General features: G+C 66.6%; 15 protein-coding genes and 4 pseudogenes. 8 read left to right on the top strand and 11 right to left on the bottom strand.

Annotated elements, in window-relative coordinates:
- Positions 1 to 187: 187 nt before the first annotated feature.
- Positions 188 to 370: pseudogene (locus tag AC2VOR_RS19865) on the bottom strand (TetR/AcrR family transcriptional regulator); the annotation flags it as partial.
- A gap of 106 nt (positions 371 to 476) precedes the next feature.
- On the opposite strand from AC2VOR_RS19865, the pseudogene AC2VOR_RS19860 reads away from it, so the two are divergent.
- Positions 477 to 794: pseudogene (locus AC2VOR_RS19860) on the top strand (hypothetical protein); the annotation flags it as partial.
- On the opposite strand, the gene AC2VOR_RS19855 reads toward AC2VOR_RS19860, so the two are convergent.
- Complete coding sequence (locus AC2VOR_RS19855; protein ID WP_369738187.1) at positions 772 to 1,242, bottom strand: hypothetical protein; 471 nt, start codon at positions 1,240 to 1,242, stop codon at positions 772 to 774. The pseudogene AC2VOR_RS19860 and the gene AC2VOR_RS19855 overlap by 23 nt on opposite strands.
- An 8-nt stretch (positions 1,243 to 1,250) precedes the next feature.
- Between AC2VOR_RS19855 and AC2VOR_RS19850 the strand changes: the two genes are divergently transcribed.
- On the top strand, positions 1,251 to 2,147 hold the full coding sequence (locus AC2VOR_RS19850; protein ID WP_486964367.1) for an NAD(P)-dependent oxidoreductase: 897 nt from the start codon (positions 1,251 to 1,253) through the stop codon (positions 2,145 to 2,147).
- Positions 2,148 to 2,316: 169 nt separating this feature from the next.
- On the opposite strand, the gene AC2VOR_RS19845 is transcribed toward AC2VOR_RS19850, so the two are convergent.
- Together AC2VOR_RS19845 and AC2VOR_RS19840 are read right to left on the bottom strand one after the other, a co-directional pair.
- Positions 2,317 to 2,712, bottom strand: a complete 396-nt coding sequence (locus AC2VOR_RS19845; RefSeq protein WP_486964366.1) for a type II toxin-antitoxin system VapC family toxin — start codon at positions 2,710 to 2,712, stop codon at positions 2,317 to 2,319.
- 154 nt (positions 2,713 to 2,866) lie between these two features.
- Positions 2,867 to 3,316, bottom strand: a pseudogene (locus tag AC2VOR_RS19840) (SMP-30/gluconolactonase/LRE family protein); the annotation flags it as partial.
- Between the two features lie 199 nt (positions 3,317 to 3,515).
- Between AC2VOR_RS19840 and AC2VOR_RS19835 the strand changes: the two are divergent.
- Positions 3,516 to 3,773, top strand: a complete 258-nt coding sequence (locus tag AC2VOR_RS19835) for a type II toxin-antitoxin system Phd/YefM family antitoxin (RefSeq protein WP_486964365.1) — start codon at positions 3,516 to 3,518, stop codon at positions 3,771 to 3,773.
- Positions 3,770 to 4,048 (top strand): type II toxin-antitoxin system RelE family toxin, encoded by a 279-nt coding sequence (locus tag AC2VOR_RS19830; protein ID WP_486964364.1) that lies wholly within the window; start codon positions 3,770 to 3,772, stop codon positions 4,046 to 4,048. The genes AC2VOR_RS19835 and AC2VOR_RS19830 overlap by 4 nt, the downstream gene beginning before the upstream one ends.
- 51 nt (positions 4,049 to 4,099) lie before the next feature.
- Here AC2VOR_RS19830 and AC2VOR_RS19825 read toward each other — a convergent pair whose 3' ends face one another.
- Positions 4,100 to 4,858 carry an SCO6745 family protein gene (locus tag AC2VOR_RS19825; protein ID WP_486964363.1) on the bottom strand — a complete coding sequence of 253 codons (759 nt, stop codon included), beginning with the start codon at positions 4,856 to 4,858 and terminating at the stop codon, positions 4,100 to 4,102.
- 186 nt (positions 4,859 to 5,044) lie between these two features.
- Between AC2VOR_RS19825 and AC2VOR_RS19820 the strand changes: the two genes are divergently transcribed.
- Positions 5,045 to 6,505 (top strand): biotin carboxylase, encoded by a 1,461-nt coding sequence (locus AC2VOR_RS19820; protein WP_369738181.1) that lies wholly within the window; start codon positions 5,045 to 5,047, stop codon positions 6,503 to 6,505.
- Between the two features lie 23 nt (positions 6,506 to 6,528).
- Complete coding sequence (locus AC2VOR_RS19815; RefSeq protein WP_369741532.1) at positions 6,529 to 7,686, top strand: serine hydrolase domain-containing protein; 1,158 nt, start codon at positions 6,529 to 6,531, stop codon at positions 7,684 to 7,686.
- Here AC2VOR_RS19815 and AC2VOR_RS19810 read toward each other — a convergent pair.
- Entirely contained in the window at positions 7,676 to 8,683 is a 1,008-nt protein-coding gene (locus tag AC2VOR_RS19810; RefSeq protein ID WP_486964362.1) for an NADP-dependent oxidoreductase, read from the bottom strand. The two genes, AC2VOR_RS19815 and AC2VOR_RS19810, sit on opposite strands and share 11 nt — an antisense overlap.
- 153 nt (positions 8,684 to 8,836) lie before the next feature.
- On the opposite strand from AC2VOR_RS19810, the gene AC2VOR_RS19805 reads away from it, so the two are divergent.
- Both AC2VOR_RS19805 and AC2VOR_RS19800 read left to right on the top strand, forming a co-directional pair.
- Positions 8,837 to 9,754: a type I restriction endonuclease gene (locus tag AC2VOR_RS19805; RefSeq protein ID WP_486964361.1), complete on the top strand. Its 918-nt coding sequence runs from the start codon at positions 8,837 to 8,839 to the stop codon at positions 9,752 to 9,754.
- A gap of 102 nt (positions 9,755 to 9,856) precedes the next feature.
- A complete protein-coding gene (locus tag AC2VOR_RS19800) occupies positions 9,857 to 11,392 on the top strand; it encodes a serine/threonine-protein kinase (protein WP_486964360.1) in 1,536 nt (511 codons plus the stop codon).
- 11 nt (positions 11,393 to 11,403) lie between these two features.
- Here the strand turns inward: AC2VOR_RS19800 and AC2VOR_RS19795 are convergent, their stop codons facing one another.
- The 5 genes and pseudogenes from AC2VOR_RS19795 to AC2VOR_RS19775 form a co-directional block, all read right to left on the bottom strand.
- Positions 11,404 to 11,730 (bottom strand): nucleoside triphosphate pyrophosphohydrolase, encoded by a 327-nt coding sequence (locus AC2VOR_RS19795; protein WP_369738178.1) that lies wholly within the window; start codon positions 11,728 to 11,730, stop codon positions 11,404 to 11,406.
- Between the two features lie 248 nt (positions 11,731 to 11,978).
- Positions 11,979 to 12,422: a hypothetical protein gene (locus AC2VOR_RS19790; protein ID WP_486964359.1), complete on the bottom strand. Its 444-nt coding sequence runs from the start codon at positions 12,420 to 12,422 to the stop codon at positions 11,979 to 11,981.
- 34 nt (positions 12,423 to 12,456) lie between these two features.
- Positions 12,457 to 13,511 (bottom strand): annotated as a pseudogene (locus AC2VOR_RS19785) (hypothetical protein).
- Between the two features lie 2 nt (positions 13,512 to 13,513).
- Positions 13,514 to 13,813, bottom strand: a complete 300-nt coding sequence (locus tag AC2VOR_RS19780) for a hypothetical protein (protein ID WP_369738176.1) — start codon at positions 13,811 to 13,813, stop codon at positions 13,514 to 13,516.
- Between the two features lie 148 nt (positions 13,814 to 13,961).
- Entirely contained in the window at positions 13,962 to 19,406 is a 5,445-nt protein-coding gene (locus AC2VOR_RS19775; protein ID WP_486964358.1) for a DUF3320 domain-containing protein, read from the bottom strand.
- Positions 19,407 to 19,522: the final 116 nt, after the last annotated feature.

Genomic DNA, 19,522 nt, shown 5'->3' with positions numbered 1-19,522 from the left:
CCCCCAGGCACCGGTCTCGGTGGCCGGCGCCACCACCGGCGGCGGCTTCGGCGACTGAAGTCACCGCTGCAACTGAAAACCCGATCGGCCGCGCCGGTCGCCGTCCTCGGCGACCGGCGCCTTACTGCGTGTGACCGGACCTTCAGGTCGGCTCGGCCAGCATCAGGTCGAGCAGGTGTTCACGCTGGGCGGCCCGGTAGCTGTCGATGTCCGCGAAGTCCCAGTAGAAGCTGCCGCGAGTGACACCGGCCTGTTGGCACAGGCGCTCGACTTTCAGCGCACGACCCCCCTGCTCGGCGAGCAGCGTGTCGCCGGCCTTGAGCCAGTCCTCGACCGACAGCCGGGTCGACGGGGGCTTGCGGGCGGTCACGTCGTGCCACGTTACGGGTTTTTCGCGCCGCGGCGGGCCTCGGTCGGCGGGCCGATGACGTCGAACGCGCGCACGGGTGACGATCGACTGCCCGCGTTGGCATGATGGGTCCGTGGCAGTGCTGGGCGGTTCGACGGTCACGCTCGACGACGGCTCGGGCGCGGGCGCGATCGCCGTGTCGGACAGCCTCGCCGTGGCGGGGTCGGTCGCCACCGCGGGCAGCGTCGGGGTGATCGGCAGCGTGTTGATGGTGTTGAGCGTTCTCGCGCGTGGATGCGTGGCGTGTATGGCGTGCATCGCCTGCACCCGCTGCGTGGCCTGCGTGGGGTGCGTGCGCTGCGTCGACTGCGTCGGCTGCGTGAACTGCTCGGGTCTTCGCAATGTCAGGGGCGTCCGCAACGTCAGCGCTCAGTCCGCCCCGTGAGGGTCGTGGACGACGACGGACGAGACGCTGACGGGTTGCGGTGGTGAGGTGGCGTTGCCGCGTCGAATGCCAGGAAATCGACCCGGTCGCGCACCGGCGTGAGGCGCTCCCGGCGAACGCCCGTGGACAGCCGAATGGTGCTGCGCGAGTTCGTCTCCAACTGTGCGCCGAGCGCAGGCAACTGTGGCGCTGGACACCAGCAGCGATCGGATTTGACAGCAAAACCACCCAAGTGTTCAGTAATGTAGACGCCGCACTTACGCCGGGGGGGACGATGGCCGACGTCCGATTGCTGACCTTCGCCGAAATCGCCGAAGGAACCTGCGCACGCCATCAGGCGAATCGGGATGGGGAGCGCGCCGAGGTGCCGCATTTCTTCGCCGGCGTGGGCGTAATCGACGAGCTCGGCGTCGAGGTACCCCCGCAGCGGGGAACCGTTGTCACTCAAGGAGCGTTATGACCGGGGATCATCACATCGGCTGGCTCGGAACGGGCCGGCTGGGCAGCGCGATGGCTACCCGCCTGCTGGCCCACGGGACCATGCTGACCGTGTGGAACCGCACGGCCCCCAAGGCCGGCCCGCTGATCGGGATGGGGGCCACCCGCGCCGCCGTCGTCGGCGATCTTGGCCGTTGCGACATCGTGTTCACCACGGTCACGTCCTCTTCGGACCTGCTTTCGGTGACCGCAGGCCCCGGTGGCCTGTTCCGCGCACAGCCCGCACCGCGCATCGTCGTGGACTGTTCGACCGTGTCCGCCGAGGCGGCCGCCGAGGTCCGCGCCGAGGCCGCCAAGCGCGGCATCGCGTTCCTGTCGGCACCGGTGAGCGGCAACGCCGACATGGTCGCCCAGGGGCGCGGCTCGATCATCGTGTCCGGCGCGGCGACGACCTTCGAAACCGTCCAGCCGTACCTGCGCGCCATCGCACCCAATGTGAACTATTGCGGCACAGGCGAAGCCGCGCGACTGACCAAGCTGTGCCACAACCTGCTGCTGGGCATGGTGAGCGAGGCGCTGGCCGAGGTGACGACCCTGGCCGAGAAGGGCGGCGTGGCGCCGTCGGCCTTCCTGGACTTCATCGACGACTCCGTGCTGGGCTCGACGTTCATCCGGCACATGGGCCAGGCGATCCGCGCCCGCAACTACGTGCCCACGTCCACCACCGAAAACCTGTGCAAGGACTTCGACCTGGGCTTTGCGGCGGCCCGGCAACTCGAGGTGCCGATGCCGGTGGCGGCGACCACGCACCAGCTCATCCAGACCGCGATCGGGCACGGCCACGGCAAGTCCGACTTCGCCGTCCTCTACGAGGTGGCGGCGCGCGCGGCCGCGTTACCGAGAACCAAACGCTGAGCCGTCGTGGGCCGCGGGGTCGTCTGGTTGCGCGCGCATCTGGCGGAGCCGTTGCGGGGCCAGGGTTCTGACGCGGATGGCACCGAATCCCGGGAACCGATCCGGATAGGCGTGACGGTCGCCTGAAGCGGCTGTGGTGTTGCTGCCCCCAGGGGTTTTCGGCGCGTCGCTACGCGGGCGCTTCGACGGCCATCCCCAAGTCGGCCGCCGCTGCCTCCATGCGGTTGTCGTAGGTGAGCAGGACGCGCAGTTCGATCCCGGCACGCCGAGCGGCGGCGAGGTGAACGGCGTCGAGGCTGCGCAGACTGCTCGGGCGCAGGTCGGCGGCGGCGTCGAGCAGGCCCGGCGTGATGTTGACGGTGTCGAGGCCATCCAGGATGCGGCGGGCCTGCGTCACCGCCCTGGCGCCCGCGCCGGCCACGGCGCGGACAAGCTCGGTTCGGGCAAGAGCCGCGGTGAAGAGCGTGTCGGCGGAGACGGCGCGCAAGTAGACTTTGAGCGCTGCTGACTCGCGTTCGGCGACAACGAGCTTGACTAGCGCCGGGGTATCGAGGTACGTCTTCATCGCTCCGCGGCGCGCAGCGCGGCCAGCGCTGCCGACGCGTCGAAATCGCTGGCCAGGAGGCCGCCGGTGTCGGGGCCGAACTCGTCGGGGCGCCGGTCCCCCAGCGGCGGGCCGAATCGCTCTTGGGGCCCGAGCGTTCGCCGCGGATCGGGAAGCGCACCACGTCGGCGGTCAGCATGCGGACCACGTACAGGTAGGCCTCGTCGCGGTCCAACGCCATGCAGTTGGGGAAGGCAACCGCGTCGGCGATTACGTGTGCCGCTCGGCGATCCGGTGCCACCCGGAACAGGTACCCGTCAGGCGTGCCGCGCGCGATGGTGTCGGTGAGATCCTCGGCCATCGTGCTCACCGAACACCACAGCGCGCCAACAGAATCCACCAGGATGAAGTTCAGCCACGCCAGTGGCCGTCCCTCGAATTGTCCGCTGAGCGACGTCGCGATCGCACCTGTCAACGGGTCGAGGTCCTGCAGCGCGCCCGCGCCCCAGTGGGCGATCAGGAAGTGGCCGTCGCGGGCGACCACGACGTGTTCGGGGCGCTGCACGCCGCGCCCGACGGGGTGCAGACCCGTGAGCTCGATCGGGGTCTCGGCAATTTCGCTCATCGTTGCCTCGCCTGCGCGGGTGGGCGGCCGACTGTCGGGCTAGCGCGTGGGCGCCTCACCGATCACAGCGGTCACCGCCGGGAACTATGTTGCGACTTGCCCACCTTCGAGCCTGACTTTTCAGCCCACAGCCGCTGGACACAGCAGAAGCAATTGGTCATATTTATGGCTCTCCCCGAAATGCGTTCACGTCGCCGACGTGAAGGCATACCTGTCGGAGTTGGCCGCCACCGTCGGCGATCGGCACGAACGGATCACAGTGACGGTGCATGGACGGCCCGCGGCGGTCCTTCTTGCCGTCGACGATCTCGAGTCGCTCGAGGAAACCATTGCGGCGCTGTCCGACGCGAAGGCGCTTCGCGCCCTCGGTGAGGCCGATGCCGAGCTGGCCCGGGGAGAAGGGGAGGGCCAGGATGCCCTCACCGCGGCAATGCAAGCGCCCCGAGCCAGGAAGTGACCGGTTCGCGCTACGAGCTGATAATCGCTCCGACCGCGAGAAAACAACTGGCCGATCAGCTTCCCGAATCGGTGTCGTTCGCCGCTTATGAATTCATCATCGGTCCACTGCTCGACAATCCTCACCGCGTGGGCAAGCGGCTCCGGCCGCCGTTGCATGATCGCTTCAACGCACGCCGCGGCACCTACCGCGTGATCTACAGAATCGATGACGAGCGTCGGCACGTCGCCGTCGTCGGGGTGTGCAGCCACGCGGACGCATACCGTGCACGCTGACCGCGCATCGCGGATCTGCATATCGGCGAGGCACACGCCCCGTCGGTCGTTTCAGGGCGTGGCAGAGGCCTTCAGCGACGCCAGGGCGCTCGCGCTGAGGCGGGCGAGTTCGTCGGCCTCGTCGGGGGTGAGTGCGGCCGCGAAGATCTCGGCCATCCGGCGGTTGGTCGCCTGCTCGACCTCGGCGTAGCGGTCCTTCTTGTCCGCGCCGTCGGCGAACGGCTCGGGCCAGCCGAACATCGCCGCGTACTGATGCCCCTTGTTGAGCATGTGCGCTTCCACGGGCGTGATGCCGGAAATGGTGAGGGCGTTGAAATGCACGCTGCCCCGCAGCTCGCGCAGGACGTGCATGACCTGCAGCGCCCGCGCGGGCGCGTCGTCGGCCAGCGGCATCGTGCGCCAGCCGGCATACAGCGGCAGGCCTGCGTCCGGTGCCGCCGCGATGATCCTCTCCCCCAGCGCCGCGATGCGGTCCAGACCCTCGGCGCCGGCCAGGTGCTTGCGGGCGAAGCGGGCGGCCTGGTCCCAGTACACCTCGGCCGCGCCGGCCGCGCCGCGCACTGCGACGCCCTCCTCCCACAGGCCGCGCAGGAAGCTGGGCTCGAACGCGACGAAGATCGAAGCGACCGTGTCGCCGGTGGCCTCGCCCAGCACTCCGCCGCGGCCGGCGACGTATCCGGTGAGCGGGTTCTGGTAGCCGGCGGCGATGCTTTCGGCGAACGTCTCGGGGTGCAGCATGAACACCGCGACCGCCTGTTCGATCGGCGAAGCCGCAGCGATGGTGGCGTCGAGCACGTCGGTGTGACTCATCGGTCTCCTTGTCATTCGTGGCCCTGCGTGTGTCGCACGCTACTCCTGGCGCCGGCGGCGCCGACGCGGGCAGCGGCGTCCCGCCGGTGCACTTGATACTCCCCACGCCCGTGGGCAGACTTGTTGGATGCAACCACGTGAGCATGCCGCCGCGACTGCCCCGACGACAGCGCAGCCGTCGTGAGCATGCCCGCCGACGCAGCCCGCCCGCTGACCTGCCTCTCGGACGTGCGCGCGTTCTTCCACACCAACACCGTGCCCCTGTACTTCATCTCGCCGACCCCGTTCAACCTGCTCGGCATCGACCGCTGGGTGCGGAACTTCTTCTACCTGACCTACTTCGACTCGTTCGAGGGCGTGCATTCGCGCGTGTTCGTGCCGCGGCGGCGTGACCGCCGCGATTTCGATTCCATGGGCGACGTGTGCAACCACCTGCTGGCCGATCCCGAGACACTCGAGTTCATCGCGGGCCGAGGGCCCGGGGGGAAGGCCTGCTTCGTGATGCTGGACGAGGAGACCCAGGGGCTCGCCCGGCAGGCGGGCCTCGAGGTGATGCACCCGTCCGCGGAGCTGCGCAATCGCCTGGGCTCCAAGACCGTCATGACGCGCCTGGCCGACGAGGCGGGCGTACCCAGCGTGCCGCACGTCATCGGACGGGCCGGATCCTACGAGGAGCTGCTGTCGCTCGCCCACGACGCCGGGCTCGGCGACGACCTCGTCGTCTCCATCCCTTACGGCAACGCCGGCAGCGGAACGTTTTTCGTGCGCGGCCAGCAGGACTGGGACGAGCACGCCGCCGACATGGCCACCCAGGAACTCAAAGTCATGAAGCGGATCCGCAACGTCGAGGTGTGCATCGAGGGTGCGGTGACCCGCCACGGCACCGTGATCGGCCCCGCGATGACGAGCCTCGTCGGCTACCGGGAGCTCACCCCCTACAAGGGCGCCTGGTGCGGCAACGACATCTGGCGCGAGGTGCTGCCGCCCGCACAGACCCACGACGCACGCGAGATGGTTCGCAAGCTGGGCGACATCATGCGCCGGGAGGGGTACCGCGGATACTTCGAGGTCGACCTGTTGCACGACCTGGACGCCGACGTGCTCTACCTCGGCGAGGTGAACCCGCGCCTGTCCGGCGCCAGCCCGATGACCAACCTGACCACCGAGGCCTACGCCGACATCCCGCTGTTCCTGTTCCATCTGCTCGAGTACATGGACGTGGAGTACGAACTCGACATCGAGGAGATCAACGCCCGCTGGGAGCGCGGCTACGGCGAGGACGAGGTCTGGGGACAGGTGATCATCAACGAAACGTCGCCGGACATCGAGCTGTTCACCGCGACACCCCGCACCGGGGTGTGGCGCATCGACGACGACGGCCGTGTCTCCTTCGCGCGCACCGCCAACGACTGGGCCACGCTGCTCGACGGGTCCGAGGCCTTCTACATGCGCGTCGCGGCGCCCGGCGACCTGCGCTCCGAGGGCGCCCAACTCGGCGTGCTCGTCACCCGCGGACACCTGCAAACCGCCGACTATCAGCTCACCGAACGCTGCCAACGCTGGGTCAAGGGCATGAGGGCGAAATTCGTCTCGACACCGTTGGTGCCGGCCGCGCCGATCGTCTCGCGGCTCGTCGCGCGGGCGTGAGCGGCGTTCCGGCCGGCCTGTCGCTGGACAACTGGCTGTCACCGCCCCACGCGCACTGGGCTTTCCAGCACGTCGACGACTTCATGGCGACCGCGGTGATCCAGCGCGGGACCGGGCCGGTGGCTTCGTTGCCCCCGGCCTATGCGCCGGTCGCCGAGATTGCGGTGACCCGAATCGACGGGGTGGCCGGCACCGTCGGTGAGGTGATGGCCGACACTCATACCGACGGGTGGGCCGTCGCGCACCGCGGGGTGCTGGTGGCCGAGGAATACCTCGACGGCATGGGTGTGGGGACCCGGCACCTGTTGTTCTCGGTGAGCAAGTCACTGGTGGCGGCCGTGGTGGGCGCGTTGTGCGGGGCCGGGGTGCTCGATGTCGACGCCTTGGTCACGGATTACGTTGGGGCCCTGGCGCAGTGCGGCTACGCCGGGGCGACGGTGCGCCACCTGCTGGACATGCGGTCGGGGGTCTTGTTCTCGGAGGATTACGACGACCCGGACGCCGAGATCCACGTGCGCGAGCAGGTGATCGGGTGGCAGCGCCCGACCAGGACGGATCTGCCGTTGACGTTGCGGGACTACCTGCTGACGCTGCGGCGCAAGCGGCCGCACGGCGGGGCGTTCGAATACCGTTCGTGTGAAACCGATGTGCTGGGCTGGATCTGCGAGGCCGCCGCCGGTCGGGAGATGCCCGAGCTGATGTCGGAGCTGCTGTGGAGCCGCATCGGCGCGTCAGGCGATGCCACCATCGGCGTCGACGCGGCCGGTACCGGGGTTTTCGACGGCGGCATCAGCGCCTGCCTGACCGACATGATCCGGTTCGGGTCGCTGTTTCTGCGCGACGGAGTCTCGCTCACAGGCGAGCACGTGGTGCCGGAGGCGTGGATCGCCGACACCCTTGCCGGGGGGCCGGATTCGCGTGCGGCGTTCGCCGCCTGCCCGCAGGGCACCGACATGCCCGGCGGGATGTACCGCAACCAGGTGTGGATTCCCTATCTGGGCAACAACATTGCGTTATGCCTGGGCATGTGCGGGCAGATGATCTACGTCAACCGCGCCGCGGAGGTGGTGGCTGCCAAGCTGTCCACCCAGCCCAACTCCGGGGACCCGCAGCTGCAGTTGGACACGCTGCGGGCGTTCGATGCGGTGGCACGCGAATTGGGTTCGAGCGCTAAACCTTGACGACGAGCTTGCCGACGTTCTTGCCGTCGAAGAGCATGTTGATCGCCGTCGGCAACTGCTCGAAACCCTCGATGACGGTCTCGAGCGGGGTGAGCTTGCCCTGGGTGATCAGGCCGGTGATCTCGGTGATCGCCTCTTGGGCTTGCCCGAAATGGTCGAGGACGACGAAGCCCTGCAGCGTCGCGCGCTGGATGAGCAGGTTACCGAACGCGCGCGGCCCGGGCGGCGGGTCGGCGGAGTTGTAGCCGGAGATCAGCCCGCAGAGCGCCACCCGCGCACCGATGTTGATGCGCGCGAAGATGGCGTCCATGATGTCGCCGCCGACGTTTTCGAAGTCGACGTCGATGCCGTTGGGCGTGGCTTTGGCGAGCTGGGCGTACCAGTCGTCGGCTTTGTGGTCGACGGCCGCGTCGAAGCCGAGCCGCTCGGTAACCAGCTTGCACTTGTCGGGGCCGCCGGCGATGCCGACGACGCGCGCACCGGCGGCCTTGGCGAGCTGGCCGGCGACCGAGCCGACCGCGCCGGCCGCGGCCGAGACCACGACCGTCTCCCCCGGCTTCGGCTTGCCGATGTCGTGGATCCCGACCCACGCCGTCAGTCCCGTCATGCCGAGCGCACCGAGGTACGCGCTCGGCGAGACGCCCTCGGCGACCTCAACCGGCATCAACGGCGCCGCCGGCGAGGCGACGGCGTACTGCTGCCAGCCGACCAGGCCCTGCACCGTCTGGCCGACCCGATAGTCCGGGCTGTTGGAGGCGATCACCTCGCCGAGGCCCAGCCCGCGCATGACCTCCCCGATGCCGACCGGCGGCAGGTAGGTCGGGGTGGCGTTGATCCACCCCCGGTTGGTCGGGTCCAGCGAAATCCAGTCGACGCGCACCAGCGCCTCGCCGTCGCCGATCTGGGGCACCGGGGCTTCGTCGAGCTCGAAGGTGTCCGCGTCGATGCGTCCCGTGGGGCGCTGGCGGAGCAGGAAGCGGCGGTTTCGTTGGGTCATGAGGTCCACCGTAGCGCCCAGTGTCGGCGCAGGCTGTTGCGCTTCAATTACTCTGCCAAAACACCTTACTGGCGGCCGCGGTCTGCATACCCTCGACGCATGCCGGAGTCAGACGTGGAGGAAACTGTAAACGCCGCAGCGGGTGGTGATTCCATGAGCAAGCTGGCCGCCTACCGCAAGTGCGCCGAACGTATACAGACGGCGTGGCCGGCGTTTGCCGCCGAGCGCCGGAGACGTCTGCAACAAGGCGGAGGCGGGCAGCCCGTGGAGAAGGTCGCCGAGAACATCCTGGAGAACCTTTTTACCACCGTCCTGGACTGGCCGATCGAAAACGTCCGGCCGCAGGTGGAACGGGCCGACATCGTGTTGACGCGGCTGGGGCTGAAGTACCTCGTCCTGGAGGTCAAACGGCCCGGCTGGCTGACCGGGCGTCAGGTGGCGATCGACGCCGCATTGACCCAGGCCCGTCGCTACGCCGACGACCAGCGCGTCAAGGCCGTGGCGGTCAGCGACTCGATCATGCTGTACGCGGCCGACATCGTCGGCGGCGGGCTGCGCCCTCGGGTGTGGCTGCAGCTTGAAGCCGACGAAGCCCCCGAGGACCTGTGGTGGCTGTCGGTTCACGGCATCTACCGTTTGCGCCCGGATCGGCCGGTTGGGCTTGGGGCGCTGTCGATGCGCGACGGCGACGTGGGTTCTGGTGTGGATCTCGGCGCCGCCGGTGACGTGCACCCGAAATACAAGGTCCCCATGCAGTGCTTCGCCTATGTCGGCGCCGCCAACGACACGCACACCTGGAAGCTGCCCTACCTGTTGGCCGACGGCATCACCCCGGATGCCAAGCGGTTGCCGAAGGCGATCCAGTGCATCTTGAGCAACTACCGCGGCGCCGTGGTGGACATCCCGGAAGCCGACGTCGGCGATGTTCTGGTGCGGCTCGGGACGGCGGCGTCGGTGCTGCACAAGATGCCCTGCCAAAAGCCGTCCACGGCCGCCGCCTACCGCGGAGCCCACCAATTTCTGGAGCAGTTGGACCGGCTCGCCGACGTCGGCTGTTGCGGGAAGGAGTAGCCGGCGAGTACCGCCTTCTCCGATAGGACTTCCTCGGCAAACGCCTGCGCTGCCCGCCGTCTCGTCGGATACTGACCGTGGCGAAAGGAAGCAGGGGATGCGGTGAAGTCGCTCGTCGGCGAAATGTTCGGCAAGTACAAGGTGGTCCGACTGCTCGGTACTGGCGGCATGGGCAAGGTGTATGAGGCCTACGACACCGACAAGGGCAGAACGGTCGCGTTGAAGCTGCTCAACGAGCAGTACGCCGACGACGAAAATTTTCGCGCCCGCTTCCTGCGCGAATCGCGCGCCGCGGCCATCCTTCAAGAGCCGCATGTCATCCCGATCCACGACTGGGGTGAAATCGACAACGTCCTCTACATCGACATGCGGCTGGTCCGAGGCCAGACCCTGCACGACATGCTCAAGAGAGGCGCCCTGGACCCGCAGCGAGCCACCGACATCGTCGGCCAGATCGCCGCCGCGCTGGATGCCGCACACGCCGAAGGACTGATCCATCGCGACGTGAAACCACAGAACATCATCGTCACCCCCGACGACTTCGCCTACCTGGTGGACTTCGGCATCGCCGAGACCAGGGGCGACACCCGCCTGACGATGGCGGGCTATCAAGTGGGCAGCTTCGACTATATGGCGCCGGAAAGATTTGGGGACTCCGAGGCGACACCGGCCGTCGATGTCTATGCGCTGGCGTGCGTGCTCTATGAGGCGTTGACGGGCGGCAAGCCGTTCGCCGGCCACAGCGACCAAATCATCGCGGCCCACCTGTCGTCCCCACCGCCGCGGCCCAGCGCGGTCAATGCCTCGGTGCCGGCGTCGTTCGACGACGTCGTCGCCCGCGGCATGGCCAAGCACCCCGACGACCGTTACGGCAGTGCCGGAGCGCTGGGCCGCGCCGCCAAGCGGGCCCTATCACCGGAGGCGGCAGCGGCCGGTGCACCCACGGTGCTTGCGCCCCAACCCGTTTCGGCGCCGAGCAGCTATCCCCCCTTCAACGCCCATTACCCTTCTCCCCCACCGCCCCCGACGACACGAGACCGTGGGAAGTACTTGTTGCCAGCCTTGATCGCCACGGCCGCGCTCTTGCTCGTCGGCGTTGTGGTGCTGACGGTCGGAATGCTCGCCACCCGCAATTCGGAACCGCAGACACCGTCGCCGACACTGGCCTACACCCCGCCGAGCGTGTCCATCCCCCAGTCTGAGCCCTCCTCGACCACGCAGCCGTTCTATCCGCAAACGGTCACCACCTCCGCCGCGCCGGACGCCGAGCAGCAGCTGCGCGAAATCGCCGACGAGGACCGCCCATTCGTGGCCGCCAACCTCGCCGACCATTGGGTGCCGCAACTGAGCTCCAAACGTCCCGGCGTCGTCGACCAGGGTGTGGTGTGGGACAACACCATGACGCTGCAGGAGCATCTGGACCTCAGGCAGCGCTATCCCGACGTACGGCTGCTGTGGTCGGGTGACTGGTCGACCTTTTCGGCGCCCGACTTCTGGGTCACCGTGCTCGGCATGGCATTTCCCGATCCGGCCGGTCCGCTGGCCTGGTGCAGGGCCCAAGCACTGGACCGGGACCACTGCATCGCCAAGCTCATCAGCACGGCACATGCCGTCGAAGGGAGCACGGCCTACAACTGATGTGGGACAAACTAACCGGCGGGGTAGGGGTCGACGCCGTCCAGGTACAGCCGTTTCCCGAACCCGCCGGCCTCAGTGCGCTTGTGGTGTCCGGCGTCGACAATGTCCGCGAGCGTGACGCCGTGCTCGACGGCGATGGCCTGAAGGACTTCCAGCACGTCGGCGGCCTCTTCGATGAGGGACTCGGTTGTCGTCGCCGCGATCAGTTCGTCGACCTCTTCGCGCAGCTTCTCGTGCAGGGCGGCCCGGTACGTACCGGCGGCCAACGTCGTGACCCGGGGCGTGCGTCCGGAGGCTCGAATGATGTCGGGAATCTTGTCCCGGACGAGTTTGCCCACGCGGCCCCTTTCGCTGGCGATAATGCGGTGGTGCAGTTCTACCTCACCGGGCCGACCACACGGGCGCACCGGCACCACGGTGCCACATCTGTCACAGCGGCCACCGCTACAGAACCACTACGCAAAATGCCCGCCTCAGAGCGACTTTCAGCGACAAACCGGGGAGCGGTCTCGCTGGCAAAATGTCTTGACGACGAGCTTGCCGGCGTTCGCCCCACGGGGGACGACGATCGGAACTGTCGCGCCGCTTATGACGGATTCCCGTACAGCCGAGGCTCGTTGATCACGGGCCGACCCTGTTCTGATTCGAGCTCCGTCGCGGACGTTGCCGTCGGCGACGTATACCGGTACGCCTCGGGAATATCCGACGGCCGTTGCGGCACGCGTTCGCGCGGAGAGCCGAACCACCAGATGGTCTCGGGCTCGCCTGGCCGACGGGACGACGAGGACGGCTGATTCTCCTCGAAATCGCAGAGGTAGTAGTAGAGGACCGCCTCGGAAAGATCCGGCCAGGGACCCGGGTCGACGATCGACTCTCTGGTGTCGCGGACCAATCCCCAGGTTCTATCCGAAGGTGGGGCGGTGTAGACACAGTACATCGTCGCGCCCTCGGTCCAGGCGTGCGTGACAAGGTAGGGGCCGTGACCGCGGTTGTTCTCAACTTCGATGTGCCGCAACAGGGTTTGCAACACCTCGGCTGCAAACTCGCGTTGCGCGTCGGTAGCGTCAGTTGATGGGCACATTTTTGTTCACCCATGGCGGTGTCAGCGTCCAACCCGGTTCCACTTCAACCACTCCACTACCCCCCGCGAGCGGATACATCGAGATGACCCCTTTCTGTCCGCCATCGGGAATACCCGGACGTCCTTCGTTGACGTTCGCCACGATCCTCATGGTCAGGCTCTCGCCCGTATCCTCGCAATCGGCGATCCCAAGCGGACCTTGCGTACAGTGCACACGATTGATCGGGACCTCGTAAACAAGGGTTCCGCCCTGGCTGCTTATGGGCCGACTGTGTGAGATCAGATCCCGGAAAACGTTGGGGTTGACCACGTGGTGCCGCCAGTACGCCTTGTCCCAACCGAAACCCTGTTGTGTGCTCTCGTCGTAGTAGCCGCGCCGGAGAACGACATGGTTGCCGTCGAGGTCCGTGGCCTCGGCGATCACCTCGTTGATCGGGTACGTGGGGGGCGGAGGCTGCTCTTTGAAGGTGTGGTTGTCGACGGGATGGACATCGTTGTCCGTCTTGCCCGGATCTCGGGGGAAAGCGTGGCGGATGCCGGCCACCGCTGCGGTGATCTTGCCAGCTACTTGTTGGTCGACGTCGACGAGCTGAGCCGCGCGCCCGCGGATATCGCCGGCCAGGACCAGCGCCCGGGCGTGCCGGGCAGACCGCTGCACGGCCGACCCACCGCGGGAGCGGTCGGTGACCGACAGATCATCCCCCACCTCGAAACCCTCCGCGCGGGCGTCCTCCACCGCATAGCGGACCCGTGAGCGCGCGCCATACAAATCCGAGGCCCCGCTACGTGCGACTTTGGCCGCCTCGTGCAACTGGTCGGCCACTGCACTGGTGGTCTGCATGTCGGAATGGGTTGCGGTCCGCACCCTGTCGGCGGCCTCACCCTGCCAATCGATTGAAAAGGCTTCCGCCAGACCTGATTGGCCACCCCATAGCAGCGTCCGCCGACGGCCTGCCAGTAGTCGGCAGCTTCAGTCAGGTGTTCGGTGGGCCAGGCCAGCAGTTGAGCGAGGCTGGCAGACGCTGCGGGCGCTCGCATCGCTAGACACAGGCCTCCGGGGAGGCCAAGGCCGCCAGCTCGTGGGCCGAGTCAGCTTCATTGGCGACATAGCGGGAATCGGCCTCGGCGACGTGGACGGCACGGACACAAATCCGTGCGGCCAGTCCCGCCGTGAACGCTGCGACATCGGCGTGGGCGGCGTTCACTGCGGCCGCGCTGGCCTGAGACGACAAACCCAACCCCACCGGGGCAGTCGTTTCCTCGAGGTCGCCCGCTGTGGCGCCCCATCTGCCGGCCATCACCTGCACACCAGCACTATCCACCCGCAGTGGCTGCTGCATGGGCCGAAGTTTATCCATGCTCGTGCTTGCCGGCCAGTCACCGCGTGCCGGCCCCGCCGCCGCGGTCGGAGAGACCGGCAAGTGAGCAAGTCCCGGTCCGCCCTAGCTGCCGGCCATCACGATGACGACGAACGCGCCGGTGGCTTGACTAACAGGGGCCACCGGAAAGGCTCAAATATCCTTCTTCCTCGGCGATCTCATTGCCGGCCGCGAGCTGCTCGATCACCCCGTCGATATGGCTCTTGATGTCTGCGCCGGTACGAGTCCAACCGAAGATACGGGCAACCGCTGTGATGAGCTCGGTTCTCTCTGTCGTTCCCGTGTCCCGGAGAAGCAGCGTGGCGCAAAGGCGAATTTCGCTATGCGCGACGTGTTCGACTTTTCTGGTCACGCCATTCGGTGTCCGGACACGGTCGACTGGGCGGCCCTTGCGGTCGATGAAGTCGCCGTCACGATCGACGTTATCGTGACTGAGCCCGATAGCTCGATCGATGTTCTCGCTGATCTTGGAGCCGATGCGCCCTATGCCCCACGCCTCCCTCAAACGCTGATGGACGAGGGACATGTGGACCGGGCCTTCGATGTCGGCGATGGCGACCACGGCGTCGGTCATGTGATGGTGGCCGCCGGCCTCGGAAGGGTCGATCCACCGAGGCAGCGGCTGGACATCCGCCACCCTGTATTCCGTCGTCCACGATGGCGTTTCGTAGGTCTCCACTTGGGTTGTCTCGACGATTCGACGCGGCAGCTTGCCGTCGTCAGCGTTGATCCGGTCGTCCGCGGGTGCGTTGATTGCAGCTTCGATTGCGGCACGCAGCCGGTCCTCTTCAATCTGCCGGTTTCGATACCATGCGGTTCCCCAAATCCGGTGCAGCCGCCAGCCGAGTCCGCGAAGAATCTGTTCCCGTAGCCTGTCGCGGTCACGGGCAGCGGGGGCGGAATGATACTGGTAACCATCGCATTCGACACCGAGAGCAAACTGGCCGGGATGGGCGGGATGCCGTATTCCGATGTCGATGCGGAATCCAGCCGCTCCCACTTGCGGTTCGACGGTGTAACCCCATGCACGGATTGCCTTGGTGACGGATTCTTCGAAGGGGCTTTCTGGGCCGAGCCCGCTGCCGCCCAAGTCGATGGCCAGGGCAGCTTGGCCGCGCTCGGCGTAATCCAGATAGGCGCGGAGATATTCGACGTTTTCGTTTGTCGACGGCGGGATGTCGCCGGCACGCACAGACGCAACCACCTCAACGCGCTGACGGGCGCGCGTCGCCGCGACATTGAGCCGGCGCCATCCTTTGGGTTTGTTCAGCACCCCGAAGTTGGTGGTGATCTTGCCGGCCTCGTCGGGCCCGTAGCCGATTGAAAAGATGATGACGTCGCGCTCGTCGCCTTGCACCGATTCCAGCGACTTTACAAAAAAAGCGTTAAGCCGGTCGTCGCCATCGAAGAACCTGTCCAGGTCGCGGCGGCTCTCCCGCGCTTTGTCGATGGCATCCATGATCGCGTCTGCCTGGGCGACGGAGAACGTCACCACGCCAAGAGTGAGATGTGGTCGCGTCGTGAAGTGCTCGATGACCCGTTCGGCGACCCGGGTGGCCTCGAGCGGATTGTCCGCACCGCCCCCACGGCGGTACACGCCATTGGTGTGGAAGAACTGCACGCCCACATCCGGGCCTTCCGAGTGCGAGCTGGGATAGGTTATGAGCTTGCCGTCGTAGAACTTGTAGTTCGAGAACGCGATCAGGTCTTCGTGCCGGCTGCGGTAGTGCCAGTTCAACCGGAGGTCGTTGAAAGCTCCACAACCTTTCGCCAGCTCGAGGACGGACTGGAAATCGGCGGCGTCGGTGTCGCTTTCATCGAAATCGCTTTCTGCCTCGACGCGTTCGAAGAAAGAGGTCGGGGGCAACTGTTTGTCGTCTCCGGCAAGGATCAGCGATTTGCCGCGGTAGATGCAGTTGATGGCATCCCCCGGGGTGACTTGTGACGCTTCGTCGAAGATGACGACGTCGAAACCCATGTCTGCCGGCAGGTACTGGCTCACGGCAAGCGGCGACATCATGAAACACGGCTTGATGGCCAACGCGGTGTTGCGGGACCGGGAGATGAGTTCGCGCACCGGCAGGTGTCGTGATTTCTTCATTCCCTCGCGGCGTATCACGCCGGGTTCGCCGATCTCGGCGACCGAGGGTCTGCGCATGTTCACTGCGCGGATGATGTCGCTCGTCGCAGCCAGAATGAGTTGTCTGTCGAGTTCGCGGTACTCCTCAACGAGCGCGCTCCGATCGCGTTCCTGTAGGGGCCGGATGCGCGTGTCGTTCTGGATTGTGTAGTCAGCCCATGAACGCAGCAGCGCCTTCTCGATGACGGGGGGTACTTGTTGGGCTCCCACGCGCTGTTCGATGCAGAAGTCGATGGCGGTATCGAGGCCGTGCTTGGCGAGATCGGCGCGGGCTCTTGTGTACGCAAACCACTCCTCTTGCCCGGTGCTGTCGTCCTTCAGATCACCGATCAGGCTCGCGGCGTTGGAGTAATCGTCAAGTTCGGTTCTGAGCTCCGCATGCCGGTCGGAATGGAAGGCGTCGATGATCCGATCGGCAGCGGTTGCCCATTTCCCGGCCGCGGCGGCCAGGCGATGCACGGGGCGCGACGCGGTCAGCGCCGCGACTTGGGCGTCGGTCAGTGCTCGCCCGGCGATCTCGCGGGTTTCCTGGGCCCACTTCAGGCCGTCGTTCAGGCGGTCCAGATCGGAGAGTGCTCCGTCGAAGCAAGCGCCGAATGTGGCGGCGTACGTAGCCGTCTCGGAACGCAAGTTCGCGTGCGCCTCGGCCGCTGCACCACGCAGGGCGAGAATTTCCTCGGCCTCGAGCAGACTATGCGCTCGCCCGGTCACGTGGTCGATCGCCGATATGCGTGCCGCCGTCTGACGCAGGGGCTCGAGTTGGGCACGCAGCCAGACGATGGACCGGCCGATCGGTTCGAGCACCAGTTCGGGCCGCCCTTGCAGCGCCGGCGCCGGGGCCAGTGAGGATTTCCAACCCGCGAGATCGTGACGGATCTCCTGGATCAGATTGCGGTGCGCCGCGTTCGGCTCGCTGGTGCAGACGTATTCGGCGAGACTGGGTGGAACTGCTTGTCCACGAAGCAACTCGAGAATCCGATTTGCGGCTGCCAACGCATCGGCGATCGATGCGAAGTCGGTTTCCCGTCCCTGCCAGTAGGGGCCCAACAGCCCCGCATATTGCGCAACGGCCGCTTCATAGCGGCGGGCGGCATCCGCCCAGCGAACCGCGGCGGGCAGCTGGTGAAGGCCTTGTTTGAATTTCGTGCCGGCCACGAGAAGAGCGGCCAACGCTTTCTTGTCGGCCCGGTAGTCACCGGACAGTTTTTTGAGGCCGTGATGCCGGTGTTCAAAGCGGTCGGAAAGCTCGGCGACCGGGGCGTGCAGCGCGTCGCCGGTAAATATCGGCGTCGCCGACGTTTCGGCGTCGGCAAGCTCGCGCAGACTGGATTCCAGGGCGTCGACGGCGGCGCGAGCGCCGGCCAATGAGTTCGATGTAGTCCACTCGCGCAACGGCCGGTGGCGTGCATGGACGAGTTCCGCGAGCGCCAGGATCCTGTCGGCGTCGTCGAAGGTGACCACATCGGCAAGCCCAAGCTGTCGAGCCATTGCCGCTAGCGAGTCCAGTCGGTGCGCGAGCCGGGTGGCGACTTCTTCGAAACGCACCGCCGTTTCGGAGCATTCTGCGGCGCTCGCGTGCCCCAACGTGAGTTGTTCCGGGCCTGGCGGTAACGGCGCCGGCGCGGGAAGTGACATGGGATCGGGCAGTGCACTCCAGTCCACACCGGTGCGTTCCGAGACGGCGGACTCGGTGCGGCGGATGTCGTTGACGGCTAGGGCCAAGCGGTCTCTGGCGTCCAGAACGGCGCCCCAGTCATCTGCCATGAGCCAGGAGTCAGGCGCATCGGTGGGCCGGTTCTCGTGTTGCTGGTTCACCAGCGACACAATCGACGTCGCGTCGCTGGGTTTGGTCAAAGCGAAAGCGGCAGCCACCTCGCTGTTGCTCGCGACGGTGCCGGCAAGTTCCTCCAATGCCGATTCGGCCCGGTAGAGCGGGATTTCCAGCGAGCTGTCGTCGATCACATTGCGCCACAGGTAGGACTTCCCCTGCGCGGCGGGGCGCCAGGAGCGCTCCAACTGGGTTGCGATTTCCTGTACCGCTCGATATTGGGCCTGGGTGAGGTCCGCCGGCGGCGTTTCCGGCATCGGCGCCGAGGGGAGCGAATTCAGTTCGGCGAGCACGCCGAACACGTAGTGCAACGAGAGATGCAGCGGTTCGCGCAGCTCGTTCATCGCCGCTGCGTAGTCGTTGAGCCGGATCCGACGGTCGAGGAGGGACGACCGGGTCAGAGCCTCCATACCGGGCGGCGCCACGGTGATGTTGTCCAGGGCGTGTGCGAGCGCGGTCGCGACTTCTTTGCGGCTCGCCTTATGGCTGTGCAACTCCAGCAGGTAGTTCTCGAGCCCGGCGTCGGCCAGACGATTGCGGACGACGTCGAGAGCGGCCACCTTCTCCGAAACGAACAAGACCGTGCGCCCCGAATGCAGCAGGGCGCCGATCATGTTCGCGATCGTTTGCGACTTCCCAGTTCCCGGGGGGCCATCCATGACGAAGCTGCGGCCCGCGATGGCTGCGGCGATCGCGGCGCGCTGCGAGGAATCTGCGTCCAACACCAGCGGGGTGTCTTCGGGCGGGGCGACATGATCGATGTCGGCAGGTTCGATCGGCTCGAAGATGAATTCGCCACTCTGACTGCTGGGGTCTTTCGTAGCCAGCGCCCGCACCACCGGGTGGTCCAGCACCGTGGCTTCGTTCTCCAGGAGATCGCGGAACATCGCCTCCTTGTGGAAGGAGAATGTCGACAAGACGACGGTGGGCTCGACCGTCCAGCCTTGTTCGGCCGAAACCGCGTTCCGAATCTGCGCCAACAGGTCCGTGACGGACAATTCGGCGACGTCGTCTATTTTCGGGAGTTCGATGCCGAACTCACGCATGCGGAGGCTCAGGCTGGGATTCACGACCACGTCGTCCTGGCCCGGCGCCAGCTCAGGCGTGGTTTTCGGGCCCCGAGAAATCAGCGTCACGGGGACCAGCAACAACGGGCTGGCCATGGCGGTCTCATCGACATCTTGCCAATGCAACATTCCGAAGGCGAGGTAGAGCACCGACAGGCCCCGGTCGAGCAACTCCGCGTTGGCACGGCGCATCAAGCCGCGCAGCACGGTGCCGAGCTCTTTTTCCGGGCGAGGCGTGTGCAGCACGCCGGCTCGGCCATTCGCTGCGAGCATTCCGAGTTGTGCCACTCGAGACGAGGATCCATCCGCGCCTTCGTCCCGCTCGTGGTCCTCGGTACCCATGAACAGCCACTTGGCGCCGGACAGAATCCCCGACAAAATGACATCAGGCTCGGGCGAATCTATGGCAACTGCACCAGATTTCGAGGCTTTGAACTTGATGAGCCGGTTGACACCTGACAGGTTGACCAGGCTCTCCCGCCATACACCCAGGGCGGCCGTCAGCTCATTCCGTTCCACGTTTCCCCTGTCTCAGATTTTGAGGTGTTTCTGACTTTGCGATAGACATTCGCGTTTGATCAGACAACATCGTCGGGATCCTGTATGGGTTGAGTGTGCCTTTGCTGGCGGTGCCA

Source organism: Mycobacterium sp. TH-M103, from assembly GCF_057473785.1.
The sequence above is the reverse complement of the archived record's forward strand: the minus strand, read 5'-3'. Positions and strand labels throughout refer to the sequence as shown.

Excerpts from the sequence above, each read along its gene's own strand:
- AC2VOR_RS19850 (WP_486964367.1), top strand. The coding sequence starts at position 1,251 with ATGACCGGGGATCATCACATCGGCTGGCTCGGAACGGGCCGGCTGGGC.
- AC2VOR_RS19845 (WP_486964366.1), bottom strand. The coding sequence starts at position 2,712 with ATGAAGACGTACCTCGATACCCCGGCGCTAGTCAAGCTCGTTGTCGCC.
- AC2VOR_RS19825 (WP_486964363.1), bottom strand. The coding sequence starts at position 4,858 with ATGAGTCACACCGACGTGCTCGACGCCACCATCGCTGCGGCTTCGCCG.
- AC2VOR_RS19820 (WP_369738181.1), top strand. The coding sequence starts at position 5,045 with ATGCCCGCCGACGCAGCCCGCCCGCTGACCTGCCTCTCGGACGTGCGC.
- AC2VOR_RS19810 (WP_486964362.1), bottom strand. The coding sequence starts at position 8,683 with ATGACCCAACGAAACCGCCGCTTCCTGCTCCGCCAGCGCCCCACGGGA.
- AC2VOR_RS19805 (WP_486964361.1), top strand. The coding sequence starts at position 8,837 with ATGAGCAAGCTGGCCGCCTACCGCAAGTGCGCCGAACGTATACAGACG.
- AC2VOR_RS19780 (WP_369738176.1), bottom strand. The coding sequence starts at position 13,813 with ATGCAGCAGCCACTGCGGGTGGATAGTGCTGGTGTGCAGGTGATGGCC.